This window comes from Vallitalea sediminicola, from assembly GCF_054408565.1.
Window position 1 is genome coordinate 1 of record NZ_BTPT01000068.1, and the last position, 20340, is coordinate 20340.

The 20340-nt window shown below is 32.1% G+C and carries 14 protein-coding genes; all 14 read right to left on the reverse strand.

Annotated elements, in window-relative coordinates:
- Window positions 1-136: transposase (locus tag ACX6CF_RS21905; RefSeq protein WP_458787520.1), on the reverse strand; the 136-nt coding region annotated here is incomplete at its 3' end.
- Window positions 137-504: 368 nt separating this feature from the next.
- The gene (locus ACX6CF_RS21910; protein ID WP_458787507.1) at window positions 505-1524 is read right to left on the reverse strand and encodes a Gfo/Idh/MocA family protein; all 1020 of its coding nucleotides are present in this window, start codon (window positions 1522-1524) and stop codon (window positions 505-507) included.
- A gap of 21 nt (window positions 1525-1545) precedes the next feature.
- Window positions 1546-2301: a sugar phosphate isomerase/epimerase family protein gene (locus tag ACX6CF_RS21915; protein WP_458787508.1), complete on the reverse strand. Its 756-nt coding sequence runs from the start codon at window positions 2299-2301 to the stop codon at window positions 1546-1548.
- Window positions 2302-2318: 17 nt separating this feature from the next.
- Entirely contained in the window at window positions 2319-3200 is an 882-nt protein-coding gene (locus tag ACX6CF_RS21920; protein ID WP_458787509.1) for a sugar phosphate isomerase/epimerase family protein, read from the reverse strand.
- A gap of 17 nt (window positions 3201-3217) precedes the next feature.
- Entirely contained in the window at window positions 3218-4297 is a 1080-nt protein-coding gene (locus ACX6CF_RS21925; RefSeq protein WP_458787510.1) for a Gfo/Idh/MocA family protein, read from the reverse strand.
- A 115-nt stretch (window positions 4298-4412) separates the two neighbouring features.
- Entirely contained in the window at window positions 4413-5447 is a 1035-nt protein-coding gene (locus ACX6CF_RS21930; RefSeq protein ID WP_458787511.1) for a LacI family DNA-binding transcriptional regulator, read from the reverse strand.
- Between the two features lie 69 nt (window positions 5448-5516).
- Window positions 5517-5840, reverse strand: a complete 324-nt coding sequence (locus ACX6CF_RS21935) for a DUF3795 domain-containing protein (RefSeq protein WP_458787512.1) — start codon at window positions 5838-5840, stop codon at window positions 5517-5519.
- A 163-nt stretch (window positions 5841-6003) separates the two neighbouring features.
- A complete protein-coding gene (locus ACX6CF_RS21940) occupies window positions 6004-6756 on the reverse strand; it encodes a YibE/F family protein (protein ID WP_458787513.1) in 753 nt (250 codons plus the stop codon).
- 2 nt (window positions 6757-6758) lie between these two features.
- Complete coding sequence (locus ACX6CF_RS21945; protein ID WP_458787514.1) at window positions 6759-7913, reverse strand: YibE/F family protein; 1155 nt, start codon at window positions 7911-7913, stop codon at window positions 6759-6761.
- Window positions 7914-8342: 429 nt separating this feature from the next.
- Window positions 8343-11045, reverse strand: coding sequence for an energy-coupling factor transporter ATPase (locus ACX6CF_RS21950; protein ID WP_458787515.1), 2703 nt, complete (start codon window positions 11043-11045; stop codon window positions 8343-8345).
- Window positions 11018-11908, reverse strand: a complete 891-nt coding sequence (locus tag ACX6CF_RS21955) for an energy-coupling factor transporter transmembrane component T (protein WP_458787516.1) — start codon at window positions 11906-11908, stop codon at window positions 11018-11020. The genes ACX6CF_RS21950 and ACX6CF_RS21955 overlap by 28 nt, the downstream gene beginning before the upstream one ends.
- Entirely contained in the window at window positions 11905-12645 is a 741-nt protein-coding gene (locus ACX6CF_RS21960) for a DUF4430 domain-containing protein (protein WP_458787517.1), read from the reverse strand. Before ACX6CF_RS21960 ends, ACX6CF_RS21955 begins: the two co-directional genes overlap by 4 nt.
- Before the next feature lie 14 nt (window positions 12646-12659).
- Entirely contained in the window at window positions 12660-14315 is a 1656-nt protein-coding gene (locus tag ACX6CF_RS21965; protein WP_458787518.1) for an S-layer homology domain-containing protein, read from the reverse strand.
- A 26-nt stretch (window positions 14316-14341) separates the two neighbouring features.
- Window positions 14342-20293, reverse strand: a complete 5952-nt coding sequence (locus tag ACX6CF_RS21970; protein WP_458787519.1) for an S-layer homology domain-containing protein — start codon at window positions 20291-20293, stop codon at window positions 14342-14344.
- Between the last annotated feature and the right edge of the window lie 47 nt (window positions 20294-20340).

Below are 20340 nucleotides of genomic sequence, written 5' to 3' on the forward strand. Positions count from 1 at the left end.
ATTCGCATAATCTCTTTAATATCTCTCTTACATCTGCTCTTATTTGTCCATATAGCACTTTACGTCTGTACTTTGGAATAAATACGATATGATATTGGCATTTCCATCTAGTGTGTGATAAACTTGAACTGTCCATTAGGACCGCCTCCTATTTGATATTGGCTTGCGACACCAGTATCATCTTACCATAGGAGGCTTTTTAATAACATACTTAACACTACCGCTTACTCTATTCGCCCCAGCATAGCTGGGGGATTAGTATTTTCATTTACTTTGTGATTTTATTATGTTGGATAAACATGTGATTTTTTATTTATTAGAGTAAAAGTAAGGTATGAAGTGAAAAAAATTACATTATTGCATTATAATGTTTTTATATAATAAAATAATATATAGCGAAAATATAATTCAATTGGAATTTATTTTGATATGTACCTTTAAGGATACTTTTAGACGACAGAAAAGCCAAGAACAGATAAGTTCCTATTCTCAGCTTATAATTTTTTAATTATTGATCTCTAATCTTTTAGACTGCTTAGATGATTCATAAACACCTAATACAATTTCCAGAGCTTTCTTACCTTCGTATCCTGTAACCTTGACAGGTGTATCTTCTATAACATTATCATAAAACTCCTTTATTTGATAATAATGATATATTCCCCAATATCCTTGTCCACCTGACTCAATTTTATCATTGTGCTCTATAGTAGTTATTTCACCATCTTTTTCTATAGTAACATCAAATCCTTTTATATTAATCATTCCCTTTTCACACATTATCTCTATTTGGATAGGAGAACTCTTAGTATAGTAGTTAGTAGCAAAGAGTGAATATATACAGCCATTTTCAAAACCTATGGCTGCACTTGCAACATCCTCAACTTCAACACTCTTCAACACTCTGTTATCTATCTGACCTTTTATCCATTTAACCTTGCTACCAACCATGTGTTGCACTAAATCGATACTATGAATGGCTTGGTCTATTAATACACCGCCGCCTTCTTTTTCCCAACTTCCTTTCCAATCACATTCATAGTAAGAAGGTGGACGCCACCATGTAAGTGATGAACAAGCTCCTAATACTTTACCCATTTCCCCGCTGTCTATTAACTTTTTAGCCTTGACAACACCTTCTATATATCTGTTTTGGAATATAACTCCAAATTTTTTCCCTGAGCTATTTGCCGCTTCAATAATTTCATCTGCATCTTGTAGAGTTATTGCCAAAGGTTTTTCTGTAAGAACATTGATTCCTTTATCTAGACATTTAATTATCTGTTCTTTATGCAAGAAATGAGGAGTACAGATATGAACAACATCAAGATCTTCTTCTAGAAGGTCTTCTATTCTATTGGAGTAAGAGCATTGTTCATAATTCTTAGCAAAACTTTCAGCTCTGTCAAATACTTTATCAACTGCAAATCTAACTTCAATCCTGTCACTTAAGTTTTTGAATGCTTCTTTATAGACAACGGATATTCTTCCACAACCTATAATTGCAATCTTCAGTTTACCCATAAAATCACCCCTTATAGTATATTACATATGTTTTTCCAGAAAATTATAAGCTCTTATATATCTATTAATGTCCTGTTCCCCATGTTCGTATTCAACTACAGCCCAGCCATCTTCACCTAATGAATTTCTAAGTACTTTCAACAAGTTATTAAAATCAATTATTCCTTCTCCCAAATCAACAAATTCATTGTTTTCATTAATATCCCTTAGATGAACATAACTTATTCTATCAGCATAAGTCTCTACAACTTCTATTGGATCAAATCCAGAAGCATAGACCCATCCTAGATCCAGACCAAGATTCAGATTAGGAGCATATTCTACTAAGGTATTAAAAATGTATCCATCATCTTCAAATTCCCATAAATGGTTATGAAGATTTAACTTAACTCCCATTTCTTGGCATTTTATTGCTGCGTTATTGATATTTTTAGCCGCTCTTATAAGCTGTTCCTCTGAACCTAAAAATCTTTTTGTTGACATTATTACATTTTTATTAGGCATATCTTTAACAAACATAGCTACCTTAAGTATTTTATTAGTTGTTTCTTCACTATTAATGTCCCATTCTTCTAATGGCGAACCAATATGCATACCAGTTACTTGGTAGTTATATCTATCTAATATATTAAGTAGATACTCTTTATCATCAGTGCCAAAAAATCTTGATCCGATTTCTGAACCCTTAAAACCTGTACTTGATAATAATTTTATTGTATTTTCTGTGTCTTCTTTTATTCTTTCTTTGAATAATACAGCATGACAACCTAATTTCATATGATTTTCCTCCTTAATTAACCTTCAATGAACCTTTCAATATGGTTCTTAGCTCGTATTAATCCTTTTTCAACTTTATCAAGAGTTCCTTCCCACACTGGGTCTTCATGTTCAATACTTATTGTACCTTCGTAACCGATTTCATATAGGTTATCTACCATTTTATTCCAATCAATATCTCCAAGACCAACTAAACGATGTCTCCACCATTGATGTCCAAAAAAATTAGTCTCTTCAGTAATATTATGTAGGATACCAACTTTTTTAAGATTATCATATAGTATTTCTGTGTCTTTTCCATGGAAATGGAATATCTTACTTCTATATTTGATTATGTTCTCATAAGGATTCATAAACTGCCAAATCATATGTGATGGATCAAATGCTAATCCTATTTTATCTGAATCAACTCTATCAAATAGTATATCCCACATATATGGTGATATAGCTATGTTACCCATCATTGGACAATTCTCTATTGCTATTTTTACATTATTTCTTTCTGCGTATTCTGCTAGTTCTTTTAACCATTCTGTAACAGCTTCTACACTTTTTTCAGGATTGAATCTTGCACCATAATAGGCATCCTTGGTAACCCCTGTTGAGCATATTACTTTCTCAATCCCTAGTTTTCCTGCAAATTCTATACGTCTAATCAATTGTTTCTTATGCTCATCACCTATATTATTCTCTTCATCAAGAAAGTTTCTACAGTAGATTAAGGCTGATATATCTATTTTGCCTTCCGCTTTTATATCTGAGAAGATCTTTTCATCAAGTTCAATGGTTGGTCCAACTTCCAGATCCTTAAATCCATTATCACAAGCCCACTTACTTATTTCTTTTAAATCTTTCATTCCAGCCCAAGCCAAACTATTTGTAATTAATCCTACTTTCATAATCATTCTCCTTTCTATTAGTCAAGGATAACTGTTTTTTTGTTATCAGCTGATTCTTTTAATGCTCCTAATAACTCTTGAATGTACAATCCTCTAGAAAAATCTCTTATAGACTGTTTATTATTTATGATATTATCAATAAATTCATTTATCTCTTCATGAAACTTGGATTCTTCTAAGAACTCATCTGGAACAGCTACAACTTCTTCTTTTTTACCATTGTAACCTCCATCTTTTTCTTTCAAATTAACTACTAATTCATTATCCTCCTTTTCATAGATGAGCATACCTCCCTCTCCTATAATTTCAAGGCTATGTCCCCTAGTACCTAGTCTACTTGAATAGAAAGTTCCAACTGCGCCATTATTAAGCTTAGCAGTAAAAATGGTTGTATCATCATTGGTTACTGCTCCCATACCTTCTTCATCAATTTTTTTTCTATCCGGGATAGAAATTGTTGAAATCGCTGTTACCTCTTTTACTGGACCTTCTGTATCCTTCAATAAATAATCTACTATGTCAATCATATGAGATCCAAAATCAGCTAAAGCTCCTGTACCAGAATATTTTTCTTGCATTCTCCACTCAAGCATTACGTCTGCCTTATTAGCGATTCTACCTCCTCCAAGGCATTGTCTGAAACCATATATTTTTCCTATTTTCCCTTGGTCTATTATAGATTTCATATATTTTATTGCTGGAATACCCCTATAACAGAATCCTATCATATTTACCAGTTCAGGATGATTTTTTGCACATTTCACCATTTCTTTTGCATCATCAATCGTAGTACTCATTGGCTTCTCGCAAAGAACATGTACTCCTGATTCCAAAGCTTTAATAGATAACTCTCCATGAGCATCGTTAGATGTACATATACTAACTGCATCTACCATATCAATCATTTCTTCATATGATTCACAGATAGTGATATTCTCAAGTTCCTGCTTGTCTGCCCACTCCTTTGCTCTTCCTTCAACTTTGTCAAACAAAGCTACAAGTTCACATTTCTCATTTGCATTATAAGCCTTGACATGTTGTTTTGCTATACCAATGGTATATCCTGTTCCTACAATACCTACTTTAACTTTTTTCATTATAAAAACCTCCATTTATTTTTTAACTTACACGTGTAAGTTGTTGACTAAAAAAATTAATTATTTATATTAAACTTAATCTCTCTACACCCATTTCAATATATTTTCCTTAATTTTATAAGTTGGATTTAGTAGAATCCCTTTCTTTAAGCTCGCAAGGTAATGTAATATTCAATGGTAATGTATTTGTATCCTCTAGTATATTTATCAATCTTTCTGCACTCTTTTGCCCCAGTACAAATAAAGGCAAATTACATGTAGTCAGTTTTGGATATGTATACACATCAAAATTAGATCCTGCAAGTGCTATAACTGATATTTCATCAGGAATGTTAATATTAAGTTTCTGAGCCTGATACAATACTGTATATGCCATTTTACTCCAAGAAGTTATTATAGCTGTATATTCATCTTTTTTACTTAGAACCTCAATAACTGCTTCAATTTCTTTATCATTATCAGTTGAAATAGGGTATTTAATTAATTTAACTCCCTCATGCTCGTTAACAGCATCTTCAACTCCTTTTCTACGTTGTTGTTCTTGTTTTGTATCAAAATCAGGTGTCAAATAAATTATATCTCTATGTCCATTTTTTATTAAATAGCTTGCTGCCATATATGCTCCATGATAGTAATTGATATCTACACAATTGACCACCTGATTATTCAAATCATAATCCGCAAATACAATTGGGATATTTTCTTCTACTGACATATGTAAATAATCATCTATTTTCTCTTCTGCTAGGTGTTCTTGAAATGATAAGAATAGGATACCATCTATTTTTTTACGTTTATAGTAACTATAATACTCTGGATATCCAAAATTATCTACATGGTCTGAACATAATATAATACTATAGTTATCACCTATCGCAGATTTAACACCGTCCAAAAACTTTATATACCTTTGTTCAGATATATTTCTCTTGGAAACAATGCCTATAGACATGGCTTTATTGGTTTTTAGTGCTACTGCCATAGAATCAGGATAATAGCCTAACTTTTTTGCTGCCTGTATAACTTTCTTTTTTGTTGTCTCTTTTATGCTGACTCCTTGAACATCATTCAATATATAAGAAACCGTAGCCCTTGAGACACCAGCTTCCTTTGCAACATCCATACTAGTTACACGTTTAAATTTACCCATTGCCTATTCATCACCTAATTCATTATAGTCTTATAATTTGATTATACTGTATTCATTTACACCTGTCAATTACTTATTTTTATTACATTTCTCTAACCATCTTTCCTCTCCTAATTCTTTCAGCTCATATTGATTCATTATTAAGTCTTGTCCAAGTTTCATCCAACTACTTGCAAATTTCTTGAATCTACTACAAGGGAATATCTTACAACTAAAACAATAATCATATCCTTTTTTTTCTTTACAACATACATAAATCCCTTTACATTTTCTATCCTTACAATGCTTTTCAGCTCCCTCGCAGGTATTTTTCTCTCTTATATAGTTTGGGCATTCTCCGCAATAAACACCACATGGTGGTATGAATCCATTATATTCTTTGATACAGATCACTTACTCCTCTCAAATTACTAGTATTCATAATTATACCGAAATGTCTTTATATATATAATAATACAGATTAAACCTATAATTAACAAGAATATATTTATTTATAGTAGAATACAAAAAAAAAATCCCTTAACTCTGATTAAGAATTAAAGGACTTTCATTATTTTTATTTATTGCTAATTAAAATCTGTGAAGTTATTAATGCAGTTACTGGAATGATAAGTATTATACCTACTCCACTACATAGAATCTGAAAGATTTCTGCACAAAAAACCTTATTATTCAAAATATCCGCTATAGAATAATGAAGAGAACTAAAATATATGATTAATGCCATGAATCCGCTTATGTATGCAAAAAATAATGTATTCGTCATTGTTCCCAATATATCTTTACCAATATTCATACCTGAATCAAACAAACTTTTCTTAGTAATAGACGAATTAGTATTATATAGTTCATTCATAGATGATGAAATTGAAATTGAAACGTCAATCACTGCTCCTAATAATCCTATTAGTATTTCACATATAACTATAGTTGAGAAATTAAGCTTAATATATAAGGAAAGAGAAGAAATAGAATCATATTGTTCCTTTCCAAATCCTTGTATTTTTGCACCCATTCCCATCTTATAAGTTATAAGTGTTGTAAATAGAACAACTATCGTGACAGATATTAAGGATGATACGGTTTTCTTATTAAGTCCATTAATATAAAATAAAGTTATGGAACTTATGACTATACATATAACTATAGTCACTATGAGAGGATTTAATTTGTTGGCGATCAATACGACCATAATGAAAAATATCAAGAAATTCAAACATAGTGTAAAAAAAGATCTTACTCCTCTATCTCTTCCAACTGCATACATTAATAAAAATAATATTATCAACAATACTACTATAACACTCATAATCAATTCACCCCTATCCTACGTTCTTTAAGAAGTATAACTGAGATGTACATAGTGATAGGAATACTTATTACAACACCAATACTTCCAATGAGAGCTCTTATTATTTCAAGATTGATTCCGATACCTATTATATAAGATAGTGAAAGTCCATTTCTTAACCAAAACAGTATAGTCGGTATGCTTCCACTAATGTATACAAAAACTAGAGTATTAGCCATAGTAGCCATAACATCTTTTCCAATTTCCATACTAGACTCTATTAGAACCTTTCTTTCTATATCAGGATTCTTGAAATATAATTCATTGATAGCTGATGACATTGTTATGGCAATATCCATAATTCCTCCAATAGTACCTATCATAAGCCCAATAAAAAATATCTGTTCTGGAGAAGTCATAAGAAATTCCATCTCTTCATAATAAACTCCCTTAGAATTAGTTACAGTCATTACTATAGCAGTAATTATCATTGTTATGATAATACTTATCATTGTCCCAACTATAGCACACAGGGATTTTTTGTTGATTCCACTTACAATCAATATGGATATGATAACAAATATAATACTCATTATAGTGGTAATAACCCATAAATTACATCCATGGGAATATAGTTTGATGACACTATAGAAAATCAGAATGTTTACAACAACACTTGTTAGTGACTTAAATCCTTTTAACCCACCTATCAGTAATATCAATACCACAAATATTATTGCAATATATCCTAGGTATTTATCACGTTTATAACCCAATATGTACGAAGATATGATATTATTATCCTCATCCTCAGTTATAGATACAAATATCCTGTCATCTATTTTGTATTCTATATCAAATATCTTAGAATAAGATGTTGTATTATCAAACTCTAATTCTTCACCTTTATGATTACCATTCATGATAATAGTCTTAAGGTGCTGATTTTTAATATATTCCGTATTACCTTCCGTTTCCTCTACAGCTATAACTTTTCCTATGGTTTTATTATAGTAATTTTCATTATTAGCTATGAAAAAATAACTTATCAAACCAACAATTATTATTATAATTGCTCTTATATAAAAATTCTTATTTTTTTTATTGGTTATTTGCTTTCTATATGATATTGCTGTGTTTTTAATATTATCTTTGCCATGTAATTTACTAAACATAATTTAGTACCCCCTTCACTTCAACTACAAAAACATATAAAATCATATTTGTTTGTAAATATTAGCAATAATTTTTTTCGCAATTACCATATTATCATATTAGTAGGTATATATCAATAAAACAAATAAGTCAGAAAAAGTGTTTTGTTCTGACGTGGCTTTTGCAAAATAGTATATGTATATGTTTCGCCAGCTACTTGCTCGTCCTGAGTTCAATAAATAACAATGGACATCGAGTCCATTGTTATTTCTGACAGTCCAGTAGGGCTGTCAGATTAAAAGCTGGATTCGGCGTCCTGCCTCACTACTTCACATATACATATACTATTTTGCTGGGAAGTAACCTTCAATTTTAATCACAAAATACTTTTTCTTCTAATGTGCATAACTGTAGGCTGACATAGGTTGTTGTATTAAGATTTTGTTTTTTCAACTGATAAGTCCATATTTCACTTTTATACGGTCTAATTTCTCAATCATGGGTTCTGATGCAAACCATAGGAAGAAAGAGGTTGCTGTGGCATGGATAATGTTAAAGGGGATACCTGTTGTATAATAGGTCATCATACTTTTTATAGTGGGTTTTGCCTGCCACATAAGTGCTGAACCGGTATCCAAAATGAAGCCGCAGACAAAAAATGTTGTCAGTGCTCCAAATATACAGAGTGAACTGCGTTTTTTTCTGAGTAATCCTTTACGAAATAATATACCTGCAATAAAGCCAGTAATACCAAAGGCAAACATCTGCCAAGGTGTCCATGTACCTTGCCCAAATAGCATATTTGAAGTAAATGCTGTAACAGAACCTACCATGAAACCTGTTTCGCCACCAAAACATACTCCTGATATAATAACTATCGCTACGACAGGCTTAAATTGAGGAAGCATGAAAAATGCGGCTCTTCCAACTACACCAATGGCACAAAGAACGGCAATGATAACTACCTCTCTTGCCTGAGGTTTTTTACTCTCAAAAACTAATACAAAAGGTACCATGGTTTCTAATAATATCAACAAGCTTATAAAATAATATTTTCTATCACCTAAAAAAAACACACCACAATATATTGTTAGAGGTACTGCAATAAGCACCATAAACAAAGCTATAATAGTTCTTTTTGTTAGTTTTCTCTTTTCTTTTGGAACCTGTACTGAAAAATCTGGAGCATCTATATCTTTTCCTGGAAAAATAGATATTAGACTTATCGCAAGTTCAGCTACAAGTAAAAATTGCACTAGATAATTTCTCCAATCAGCATATCTATTCACTAGGAAAACAGTAGTTAAAATAAATGCTATTAGACCTAGAACCGCTATAGAAATACGTATAGGTGTTAATTTACATATTGATTTAGTGCTACTGGCAGTCTGGATATTTGATTTATTAATTACTTGTAATCCCTTATCATTTTTATTTATATGTACTATATCATCATTATCTAAATTCCTTAATATATTAATCTGCTTTACACCACCGCAAGCAGTGATAACATCTTCTGGGAGAACTGCTTTTGGAAGAACTGTTCTTGCCATACGATTTGCAGCGGTTGTATAAAAATTCTTACCACGAAAAAACATCCTAGGTGTATCAATACTTGTAATTCGTCCATCAAAAAACATTGCACAACGAGTAGCATGTCCAGCACAAAACTCAATATCATGAGATACCATAATTATGGTAACTCCTTCTATTTGTAGTTTCTCCAATATACCTGCAAACTTTTGTTTAAAATGTCCATCAAGTCCTTTGGTAGGCTCATCAAGAAGTAAAATCCTAGGTTTTAATAGTAGAATCTTACCTAGAGCAGCTCGCTGTTGTTCACCCCCTGATAAATCATATGGATGCATATATAAAAGATTTTCCAATTCGCATAATCCTACTACCATATCAACCCGTTTTTTTTGTTCCTCTTTTGGCATTTTCCTTCCAGAAAGTATTTCATATAAGTCAAATTCAACAGTTTTCTTGATAAATAATGACTGGGGATTTTGAGGAAGTACTCCAATGAGATTGGTAAAACTTTTTCCCCCTTTGGTACTAATAATTGATTCATCATATATTTTTACAGAGCCCCTATAAGGCTTTAATATTCCACTTATAATAGATAAAGTAGTTGTCTTTCCTGTACCGTTACCTCCTACAATTGCAAAAAATTCGCCTTGCCTTATGGTAATGGACAACCCTTTAATTACATCTGACAGTTCTTTTTCATAGCGAAACCAAATCTCATCCATCTCAATAATGCACTTGTTGTATTCATTTTCATTATCCTTCAAAATAGCATTTTCATCAATATGATTCTTCTTTGCAAACTCATTGATCCAGTTTCGTCCATCACGAACGGTAATAGGACATTCCAAATCATTTTTAACTCCTGCATAGATACGCATAGGTGTAGGCATAGCAATAAACATATCATGATTCATTTCTTTAAGTTTCTGCCCTGCTCCTTTAGGAGTGTCATCTACAATTATACTTCCATTATCCATGACAATGACACGATCTGAAAGAGGCAGTGCATCTTCTAATCGATGTTCTGTCAGAATAACTGTTGTTCCTAACTCCCTATTGATTTTCTTTATGGTTTCTAGAAAATCAGTTGCGGCAATAGGATCAAGTTGACTAGTGGGTTCATCCAGTATAATTACAGTAGGCTGCATTACCATTACAGAAGCTAGATTCAACAACTGTTTCTGTCCTCCCGAAAGCTCTGTTACTTTCTTATGAAACCAAGTCTGTATACCAAAAAAAGAGGCCATTTCTGAGACTCTACCTCTAATTTCAGGTGTTCTGTATCCAAGACTTTCTAGCCCAAAAGCAAGTTCATGCCATACCTTATCAGTTACAATCTGATTGTCTGGTGATTGCCTAACAAAACCGATGCTTTGGGTTTGCTGTCTCTGTGTAAGATTATCCAATGGTGTATTCTCATAATATATCTGCCCTTCTCTTGTACCATGTGGCATAAGAGTAGATCTTAGATGTTTTAGCATAGTTGTCTTACCACATCCTGATTCACCACATATGGTTATGAATTCCCCTTGATTGACTGAAAGGTTAACATTATTTAATGCCATCTTACTTTGCTTAGGATATGTAAATGTTAAATCTTTGATTGTAATAACTTCCATCTTCTGTTCTCCCAACTTTCTATTACTATAGGTGAAATACAAAGTACAAAGTAAGCTATAAATACACTTATAGAATAAGGTGTTATATCTACCCCCTTCATACTAGGAAAATATCTAAAATAAACACTCCCAAGTAAAGCACCTACAAGTACATACAGCCCTGTACTTCCAATAATCAATAATGCTTTTTTATCTCTCTTATCAAAATAATAGATAGAAAAAGCTGTACGCCCATGTAGTCCATAACCACGTGTTTTCATAGAGTCAGCTGTTTCAATAGCATTCTCCAATGCCCAAGTAACCATAATTGATAGAATCTTTATACCATTTTTAGCTCTAGATAGAATACTTCCAGTTGATACATCTCTTCCTATACATTTTTGTCCATTGGATATTATCTTTATCTGTTCCTTGAATCTAGGTATGAATCTTAGTGCCATAGATATAATTAGGGAAAGCGCTGGTATCACTCTCCCAAATAAATATATGAACTTATCAGAAGTCATAATCACATTGTAACAACTGAACCAACAAACTACAGAAGCAAGCATAACGGAAGCGGCAATACCGAATGTAATTGATTCTAATGTAAGTGGATTTCCACTATCTAGATAAGTCAGTATTGTAATACCCTCATGGTTGAATGCTGGATTAATTAATGCTGCTATAATCATCATAGGTAATAGATACACTAGATTAAAACGTATTGCTTTATTTCCTCTTAGGGTAACTGAATAGGAAAATGCACATATCAATGAAATAGAAAGACATAAAGGATGCATAAAAATCATTGAATATATAAATACAAAGGTGAAATAGAGAAAATTTACAATAGGGTGATATCCTTCAAAAGCGCTCCTCATAGATCTGCTCCCAGAGCTGAATATCCACCTACATCTACACCTAAATTACAAGTATAAACCCATTCCACTATATCTCCCTCTTTTAATTGATATCGACTACAACCATAATTGGGAAACCAGCCATTCACTTTGTACATCCACCCTGATAACTCACCGCAATCAAATTCATATAGATTATTTATCCCTTCAATATAAGCACTGTTATACATTGGAGTATTAACAAACTCCATGTGTATTTTATTTTTCTTCATCTCTCTAATGAGTGCATTAAAAACACTTTCCCCTTCATAAAAAGTAACACTCTGTTCTTGAAATATTACTCCATCCTCGGGTACAAGTTCGACTTTTTCTGGATCAAGCCAGTCAATATTATCTATTATAGTATCACAATGTACTGCCATGGTACATGTAAATTCCTTATCAGTGATTTCCACATTCTGAGGCTCTATAGGTACAGGTTTCCCTTCAGGTACAGGATCTGTCAGATATTTATCTTTATTAGTGTTTTCATCAAATTCCATACCTTGAGAAACAGAATAGTCAGAATCTCCTTTTTCAATCCCTGGTGAGGAACAATCTGCTAACTCCTGTGCAAGACTTAATTTTTTCTCAGCTGTCATTGAATCCTTTATTTCCCATCCTTGTAAACCAGGAGCATTTCCACCCCACCAGAAGACAACAGCAAGTACGATAACAGTTACAATTGAAATAATAATCTTATTTTTATTTAGCTTCATTTTAGATTACCTCCTTATAGGAGCCTTGCATTATATAACATATTAAACATCATTTGAGATATTTCACAACGTTTGATAGCTGTTTTAGGTAATATTTCCATTGCAGACGAATCTAGTATTTCTTTATCATAACAAAAGGCTAAGGGTTCTCTTGCCCACTTATTAACTTTCACATAGTCAATAAACTGAGACAAGATATCTCTTGTTGCCATAGTGTTATATTCAGTATCCATACCACAAAGTTTTGCAGCTCTAGCCACCATCATTGCAGCTTCTTCTCTGGTGATTGTACCATTTGGATCATATATAGAAGAAGATTTTCCTGAAATTATCCCATAAGTATTAGCAGTTCCAATAAATCCTGCATACCACTTACTCTTATCTACATCAATGAACTTATCATTTGCTTTTGGTTCAAGTCCAAGAGCTTTAACCAATATTGATGAAAATTCTCCTCTTGTCATTGTAGTATTAGGATTAAATGAATCCTCCGTCTTTCCGCTAATAATTTTTCTTGCTGCAAGTGCTTCTATAGCTGATTGATTATCATGTCCCTGAATATCTCTGAAAGTTTTACCGATTTCTGTTATCCTCTGTTTACGAATATCTTTATGCTTACCTATAAGTCCTGTAGTATATGTACTATCTGCTTCACCTATATCCAATCTATTGCGCATACGATAAAGACTATTTTTGCCTTTCAACGCTCTTTGTACTGCAATCAATCCATAGAAACCTTGTTCAGTAGCCATTTGATTAGATCCACTTCCATTTTTCGTATGTAGAAAGCCATTACCTTCTTTATAGAAAGTCATAAGGTTATCTAGCATTGTATTACCGTTCTTCACAAAACGTTTATCATCAATAGAAATTCCTAATTCACACAGAGCCACCAACATCTGTACACAGCTTTCAGAATTGGCTGTCCCCCAACTAGAAAAACCACCTTGACTATTCTGTATTTTTGACATACATGCAAGAGCCTCCTCACATGCTTTTTTGACCTTTGGTTTGTTCTGATATTTTGCTAATGCCTGAAGTGCCATACCTGTTATATCAGGATCTGAAACACTGTCACCAACACTTTCGATTGAAGTTCCTCCAAAAAGTGACCAGCCGCCATCAGTTAATTGACATTCTAAGATTCTATTGATATACATTTCTCTTGTTGCCTGTACTTTAGCATCTTTATTGTGTGGCATAGGATAATTACCGCTGTCTAGTGCTATAAGTGCCCATATAGGTCCATTCATTCCTTGCCAAATAGTTTTTTCGTAATTGCCAAGTGCTGTTAAAAGATTATATCCCCCTATATCCGAAGGATCTTTCCCTATAGAAGTAAGAGCAACAATAAGCCTTGAATATTCGGTATATTTTTTTTTATGCAATACCCCTTTACAAACTTTTACATAATCCTCTACAGTTTTGTAATAATTTTGATAGTATTCATCAGATATCTTATAACCACTTCTAGCAAGTCCCAATATAGCCCATTCTCCACCAATAGAACCTACTTGTGGTGATTTGACTGTTTTGCTAATATATTTTGCAGTAGCTGTGACAGCAGTATTAAGCTCACTTGTACTTGTTGCAAAAACATAAGAAGTTGAGCTAATCAACATAGTAAGTACTAGCAGTGTACTTATAGTCTTTCTAAGTAACTTTTTCACTTATCTTCCTCCTCAGATTACGACTACTATTTCATGATGTTTTCCATGAATCGCATGATTATTGTTGCTACTTCTCCTCGAGTTGCTGTACCTTGTGGGAGAAGTTCTTTTTCATTTACACCACTGATAATTTTATTTCCAACTGCCCATTTCATTGAATGAGTTGCCCAGTCTGAAACCATATAATTATCAGTATAAATGGAAATATCGGTTGTATCGGTTATTTTATAACCATTTGATTTTGCATAACGATATAGCATTGTAGCTATTTGCTCACGAGTGATATTATCATTCGTTCCAAACCAATCATTACCATAACCACTAACAATCCTATCGTTGGATGCCCATACTACAGAATCATAATACAATGAACCTTTCTCTACATCTTCAAATGGACTTTCACTTGTTACATCTAGTTTACCTGCCATATCGTAGAGTACCTCTGCAAACATTCCACGAGTCATGTTCTTATTTGGTTCAAACCTATTCTTAGATATCTCACTGAATAATCCATGTTCTATAACAAAATACACTGAATCATAGAACCAATCAGTTGTTAATACATCCTCAAAAGCAATGATCTTGTCTTCATCGTAAACTATTGCAAATGTTGAAAAATGATTAGTCTCAAAGATTATACTTTCACTGTCATCGTCATAATAAGTTCCTGTCATCCTTATTGCTTTATCATTATCATTTATATTATAAACCGAGAGCTTATTGGTATCTTCATCATCCTTAGGTATATAAGATAAAGATACGGTTACATCATCTACAAAATTAGTGATTAATTTATTATCTACTTTTATATATAAATTATATACAGGCTTATCACCAACTAGTTCTATATTTTTATTAGATAACTGCTCTTTATCCGCCCGCTCTACTATTATACTTACATTAGAACCTCTTGATTCTACTAATGAACTCAAAGCTTTATTAGAGATATTTATTTCTGCAAGGTGTGACTTAGCAATTAATCCAGCATCTGTATTCTTAACCAAATCATTAATTATGGATTTTGAAAGTTTGACGATTACTTTATCTACATCTTTTTTAATCATCGACTCAACAATCAATTCTTCTGCTTGACTCTTCTTAATGTCCTCTAATGCATTTTTCCCTTGACTATTGGTTATAGTTAATGTTGCCGTATTCCCTGAAATATTAACCTTAGGTTTTATTTTAATAAATTCCTCTTTAACTTCTTCTGGCTCTTCGGTGTTACCCATTATTACAGAAGGTGATGCATTATCTGAATCAAAGGCACCAAGTTCTTTTAATTGTTCAATAGCTGCATTATAGTTGGCTACATCTCCAACAGTTATGAACAATTTTTGTTCTGATGACAATTTCTTGTATGCAGAATCAGCTACCATTACTTCTGCTTTATGCCTTAATTTTATTCTACTCGCTAAAGGAATTTTTTTAAGGAGCTTTTTAACATTGTCGATTTCTGCATAAAATGAAATTTGATTTTCTGCATTGTTCAATCTATCTAAATTAGTTACTTTCTTTTTATCCTCAGCTGACAATCTACTATAGTTACTTCTAGCAGCCTTAACTGCTTCCTCATAACTCTTATAATTAGATAGTTTTATTTTGGTTTTAGAAGGTAATGCTACAATTAACTTACTGACAAAATCAGCTTTACTGTTATAAACCTTTATAGTATATTTTGTTGCATCATATTCTCTTGCTTCCTCCCCTTGCTTATTCATAGAAGGCCAAGAGTTTTCGCCTATTCCTATATAAATGATATCACCATTCCCTACAGATATAGTTTCTGTACGTTTGTAATAGGCAGAGCTTTCATTATACTGATTTAAAAAGGTCTTTACTAAGTAATTTTTATTAAAAGCAGTTGGTGTAATTTTTATATTTTTGGAATCTCCAGCAATTAGTAATCCATATTCTGTAGTATTTTTGCTGAATGTTGGTGATAATTTTCCTCCACTAATACTAAGCGCTTTTAATGATGTATCAGAATTTCCCCATGTACCACCTAGATCCTTACCAAGGTTTTGGGTAAACATTATTCTAATTTCATCACCATTTTCTAGACAATAATCTTTGTTGGAAGCTCCTGCTCTAAAAGATTGAAAACCTTCATTAACAAACCAGTCATTAAGTGTACCCATCCAACCTGAACCTCTATCACCTGAAAACTCACCCATAGATTTATCACCTTTACTTATGGATGATATGTAGGTAATACCATAATTAGTACCACCTGTACCTTCCCAACTATATCCATTCACAGCTAATGCTTTCAAAGCAACTGTCATCATGGTATCATTCTCACAGAGATCATACCAGCCGTTTAGTATTGTTCCTTTAAAATCCCCACCTGGGTAAGTTTCATTTTCTATCGCTATTTTTACTTTTCCAATTACATTCCCATAGTCTGGTAATGGGGCGTTTGAATGATCATCTTTTGTTGGAACAGCAGCCATAGCAGCAAGCACTGCTCTACGAGCAGTTGCTATCATATCTACATCAGCTGCATTATCAATTGCTGTAATACCATTATCTTTTGCCTCAACAAGTCTATTCCAATCATCTTCCAAATAATCATCACTATTATAATCTGAGTAGGTAGCTATAATAGCATTTTTAGCAGCATTTTTAGCATTATAAAGTTTGGTTTTATCATCAATTGTGGGTTCGTCACCACCTATTGACCTTACGATTATAGTTACATCGTGATGAGGCATTAAAAATTCGGCAAGGATACTTTCATAACGATTATGCATTTTATAAATGCTTATATCATCAGAAAAACTTTCTACTACACATTTATTTCCTACAACGTTTCTTCCTTTATATAGCAAACCAACTTTAGTATTAGCTGTAACTTGTCCATCAATCTTTTCTGGTCTAGCAGAACTTACAACATTATAATCTACTACACAGTGTAAATGTTCGTCAGCTTGATTGAATCTATTAGTTTCATCAATAATGGTAAGCTTATATTTTTCTGCTTCTAATAAATTACTTCCATTATTAGAGTCTGCGTATGCCTTTAACAGAGATTTAATATGTCTGTCTTCTAAAAAAGTAAATAACTTCTTCTGATATTCTGTCAAAACATTGTATTTAGATATTAATTCTTCCAACTTAGGTATATCTGATTTGAAGAGTCTTTTTTGCTCTATTTCATCTATAGATGGCAAATATTTTAATACCTCACGTATAGGTCTTATTACAGTTTTATGATCTATAGATTCTATGTTCCTCATACCATTAACTGATGTATCAAATGCTGTTTTTGCTTGGTAAGGTGTTACGGCACTAGTGACTTTACTGTTACCGTCTTCATAAAATTTGGAAAGTGTCTTCCAATTATTAGGGTTATAGTTAGTTTGTCTATATGAATAATATGCTTCTTCTAGTTCAGTGAGCATTTTATCTTTAATTATCTGAGTTTCATTTTCAGTAGCTGGGTTTACATGTACAAATATAGTATCTCCAGCTATAACTCCTGTGACCTTTTTGCTAGCTAAATTATTTGCTTCCTTGTGATGAACACTTAATGAATGCCAACCCTCTTGGTAAAAAGTGTAATCACAGTTACCATTATCATCTGTAACAGTGGTAGTTTCTTGATTTGCAGTAGTTACTTTATTTTTTTCTTCTACAGCTGAACTTACGAAAACAGTAGCTCCTGCAAAAGGTTCATCTTTTCCTGTATAATCACTAAGGTTAGCAACAGATGAACTTGCAGTAAATGAAACTGGTTGTCCTGCTCTTGTCTCTACTACATTATTAGTCATATCCTGATTAGTAATTTTTGAAAGTCTCACATATGGAAGGACTTTATATGATTCATATCCTTCTAAATTAGCACCACTTGAAGAACCATGCCTTGGTGCTTCTAGATATGCTATTACAATTTTATCTTTATCCTGTAACTTAATACAATTAAATGGATATTGAGATATACCTATAGAACCACCAAGATTTAAAGTAAATAGAGATGTTAAATCATGGCTTGGTACATCAAGCATAAATCCGTTAATAAATATTCCATAGTCTCCATGTATATTAATACCATTAATCTGGTTGAAAGCATTTTCTAAAGATGCACCACTAGATAATGATAAATCATAGATACCTGATTTCGTATCAAAAGCTCCTTTTTTTCTAGCCGCAGATGTATCTATTACCTTAAGAGATACATTTATCTTTTCTTTTGATGATGTTAAGGCATAACATGATTTCCAATAATTGTTATAGACTTCTTTTAGTTTTTCATACACAGGTAATCCTGTTGTACCATTAGGCTTATCATTATTATCTAACCATTTTAGTGCTATATCTCTTTCTTTGAGAAATAATGCAAAGCTGTCTGAAGTATAATCCGATTCAATAAGTTCCTCTGGATTAAATTGATTATTCATTAAAGCTTTTAGGTTCTCATATTTTTCCTGAGCATCAATTAGATCACTACCCGAAGGATCATTAGCATTTATTAATTTTTTTAGTCCTCTAATTGCTTTGCTTATCTCTTCAGTATGGGCATCAACTTCATATTGATAGCTGGTTTCATTAATATCAGTTGGTTTACCTTTATCTTTACCATCTTGAATGTAAAGAGAAGTAAGTACTGTTTTAGCCTTATTCAGTGCGCTTTGATATAATGCCCATGACTTGGCTGTATATATGGATGAATCGTTATATGTATTTTCTGCATTTTTTGTAGCCTCATATAGTAGTGTTGGGTTAACATTGGTGATTGGAATTAGGTTATTAATTGCAGATTGAAGATTAGTTGTTGCGGTATCTATATCAACTTGTGTAGAATTACTATTATCGTTTATGGATTTTGCATCATTTAAAGCAGTTTGGAATATTGACCAAAAGTTACTTTGAATACTTGTATAATTTGTACCGTTAAAGCGGTCTTTACTAGTGTAATACCCCGTGGTTGGAACATTATTTATAGTACTTTGAAGAACTGTTTTATCAGTTGTTTCACTACCAGTAGAGGTAACATTGATTACTAGGTAATCAACAGGACATAGTGAAGCATATATTCCTATGTTAGCAGGTTTATGTATTACTCTCACATGATAAGTACCAGTTTCAATACTATCTGTTGATATCAAAACAAGTTTTCCAGTACCATTATCTATATCAGTAAAGGTTACAGTAAAAGGAACTTCTGATGATATTTTTGTCAAATTCCCATTATCTAATCTAAATATCTCTACGGACGAATAATTACCAAATCTTTGACTATTTATTTTACCTAAATAACTAGAATGAGTTGTACATCTATACATATTTACTGTTGTTGATATTTGATTACCAATTACATTAGGAATCTTATAAAAAATATTATTATCTAAAAATCTTGTTATAGTTATTCTACTTGCTGATAAGTTTAAGGTATAATCTTTATTAGATAATTTATCCGTTGAAGCACCACGTATAAACTTAGACATACGCACTATTTGATTATTATTTACTATTGTATTTATAAAATCAGTTGAGTTTACTGCTGAATCACCAACTATACAAATTAATGGACTCATTCCATAATATTTTCTTTCTTTTAATTTCCTAGAATAAATCCCTCTTGTTGGTTCTCCATTTATTGCACTAATACTCCCATCTTTCTTCCAAGTAACATAATTCCACCAATCAATAATACCTTTACTTTCAAGAGCTTTTATAAAAACATGAGCAACAGTATAAGTATTATTTAATGATTTATCATAATCAATATGTTCTTTAATCAGTGAATTAATACGAGAAATATCCGAATCGGTTATTATAATCTTTTGCATAGGAATTACAATATTTCTATCATCTACAAAAAAATTCTTACCATCACAAGTAACTGTTTGTGGATTTTCACAATAAAACCATACTGAAATATAATCTGATTCTGCATTAGCGAATGTTGTTAAACTTCCTAGTACTATAGTAATAATTATAAAGAAACTTAGTAAACGTTTCCTAATATACATACTTCCACCTTCAATCTTTTTAGTTTAGAAATAATGTAGAGTTGCTA

What these genes read in the sequence shown, in the direction of transcription:
- ACX6CF_RS21920 (WP_458787509.1), bottom strand. Translation starts at nt 3,200, where the DNA reads ATGAAAGTAGGATTAATTACAAATAGTTTGGCTTGGGCTGGAATGAAA.
- ACX6CF_RS21910 (WP_458787507.1), bottom strand. Translation starts at nt 1,524, where the DNA reads ATGGGTAAACTGAAGATTGCAATTATAGGTTGTGGAAGAATATCCGTT.
- ACX6CF_RS21955 (WP_458787516.1), bottom strand. Translation starts at nt 11,908, where the DNA reads ATGAGGAGCGCTTTTGAAGGATATCACCCTATTGTAAATTTTCTCTAT.
- ACX6CF_RS21915 (WP_458787508.1), bottom strand. Translation starts at nt 2,301, where the DNA reads ATGAAATTAGGTTGTCATGCTGTATTATTCAAAGAAAGAATAAAAGAA.
- ACX6CF_RS21950 (WP_458787515.1), bottom strand. Translation starts at nt 11,045, where the DNA reads ATGGAAGTTATTACAATCAAAGATTTAACATTTACATATCCTAAGCAA.
- ACX6CF_RS21930 (WP_458787511.1), bottom strand. Translation starts at nt 5,447, where the DNA reads ATGGGTAAATTTAAACGTGTAACTAGTATGGATGTTGCAAAGGAAGCT.
- ACX6CF_RS21925 (WP_458787510.1), bottom strand. Translation starts at nt 4,297, where the DNA reads ATGAAAAAAGTTAAAGTAGGTATTGTAGGAACAGGATATACCATTGGT.
- ACX6CF_RS21940 (WP_458787513.1), bottom strand. Translation starts at nt 6,756, where the DNA reads ATGAGTGTTATAGTAGTATTGTTGATAATATTATTTTTATTAATGTAT.
- ACX6CF_RS21970 (WP_458787519.1), bottom strand. Translation starts at nt 20,293, where the DNA reads ATGTATATTAGGAAACGTTTACTAAGTTTCTTTATAATTATTACTATA.
- ACX6CF_RS21945 (WP_458787514.1), bottom strand. Translation starts at nt 7,913, where the DNA reads ATGTTTAGTAAATTACATGGCAAAGATAATATTAAAAACACAGCAATA.
- ACX6CF_RS21960 (WP_458787517.1), bottom strand. Translation starts at nt 12,645, where the DNA reads ATGAAGCTAAATAAAAATAAGATTATTATTTCAATTGTAACTGTTATC.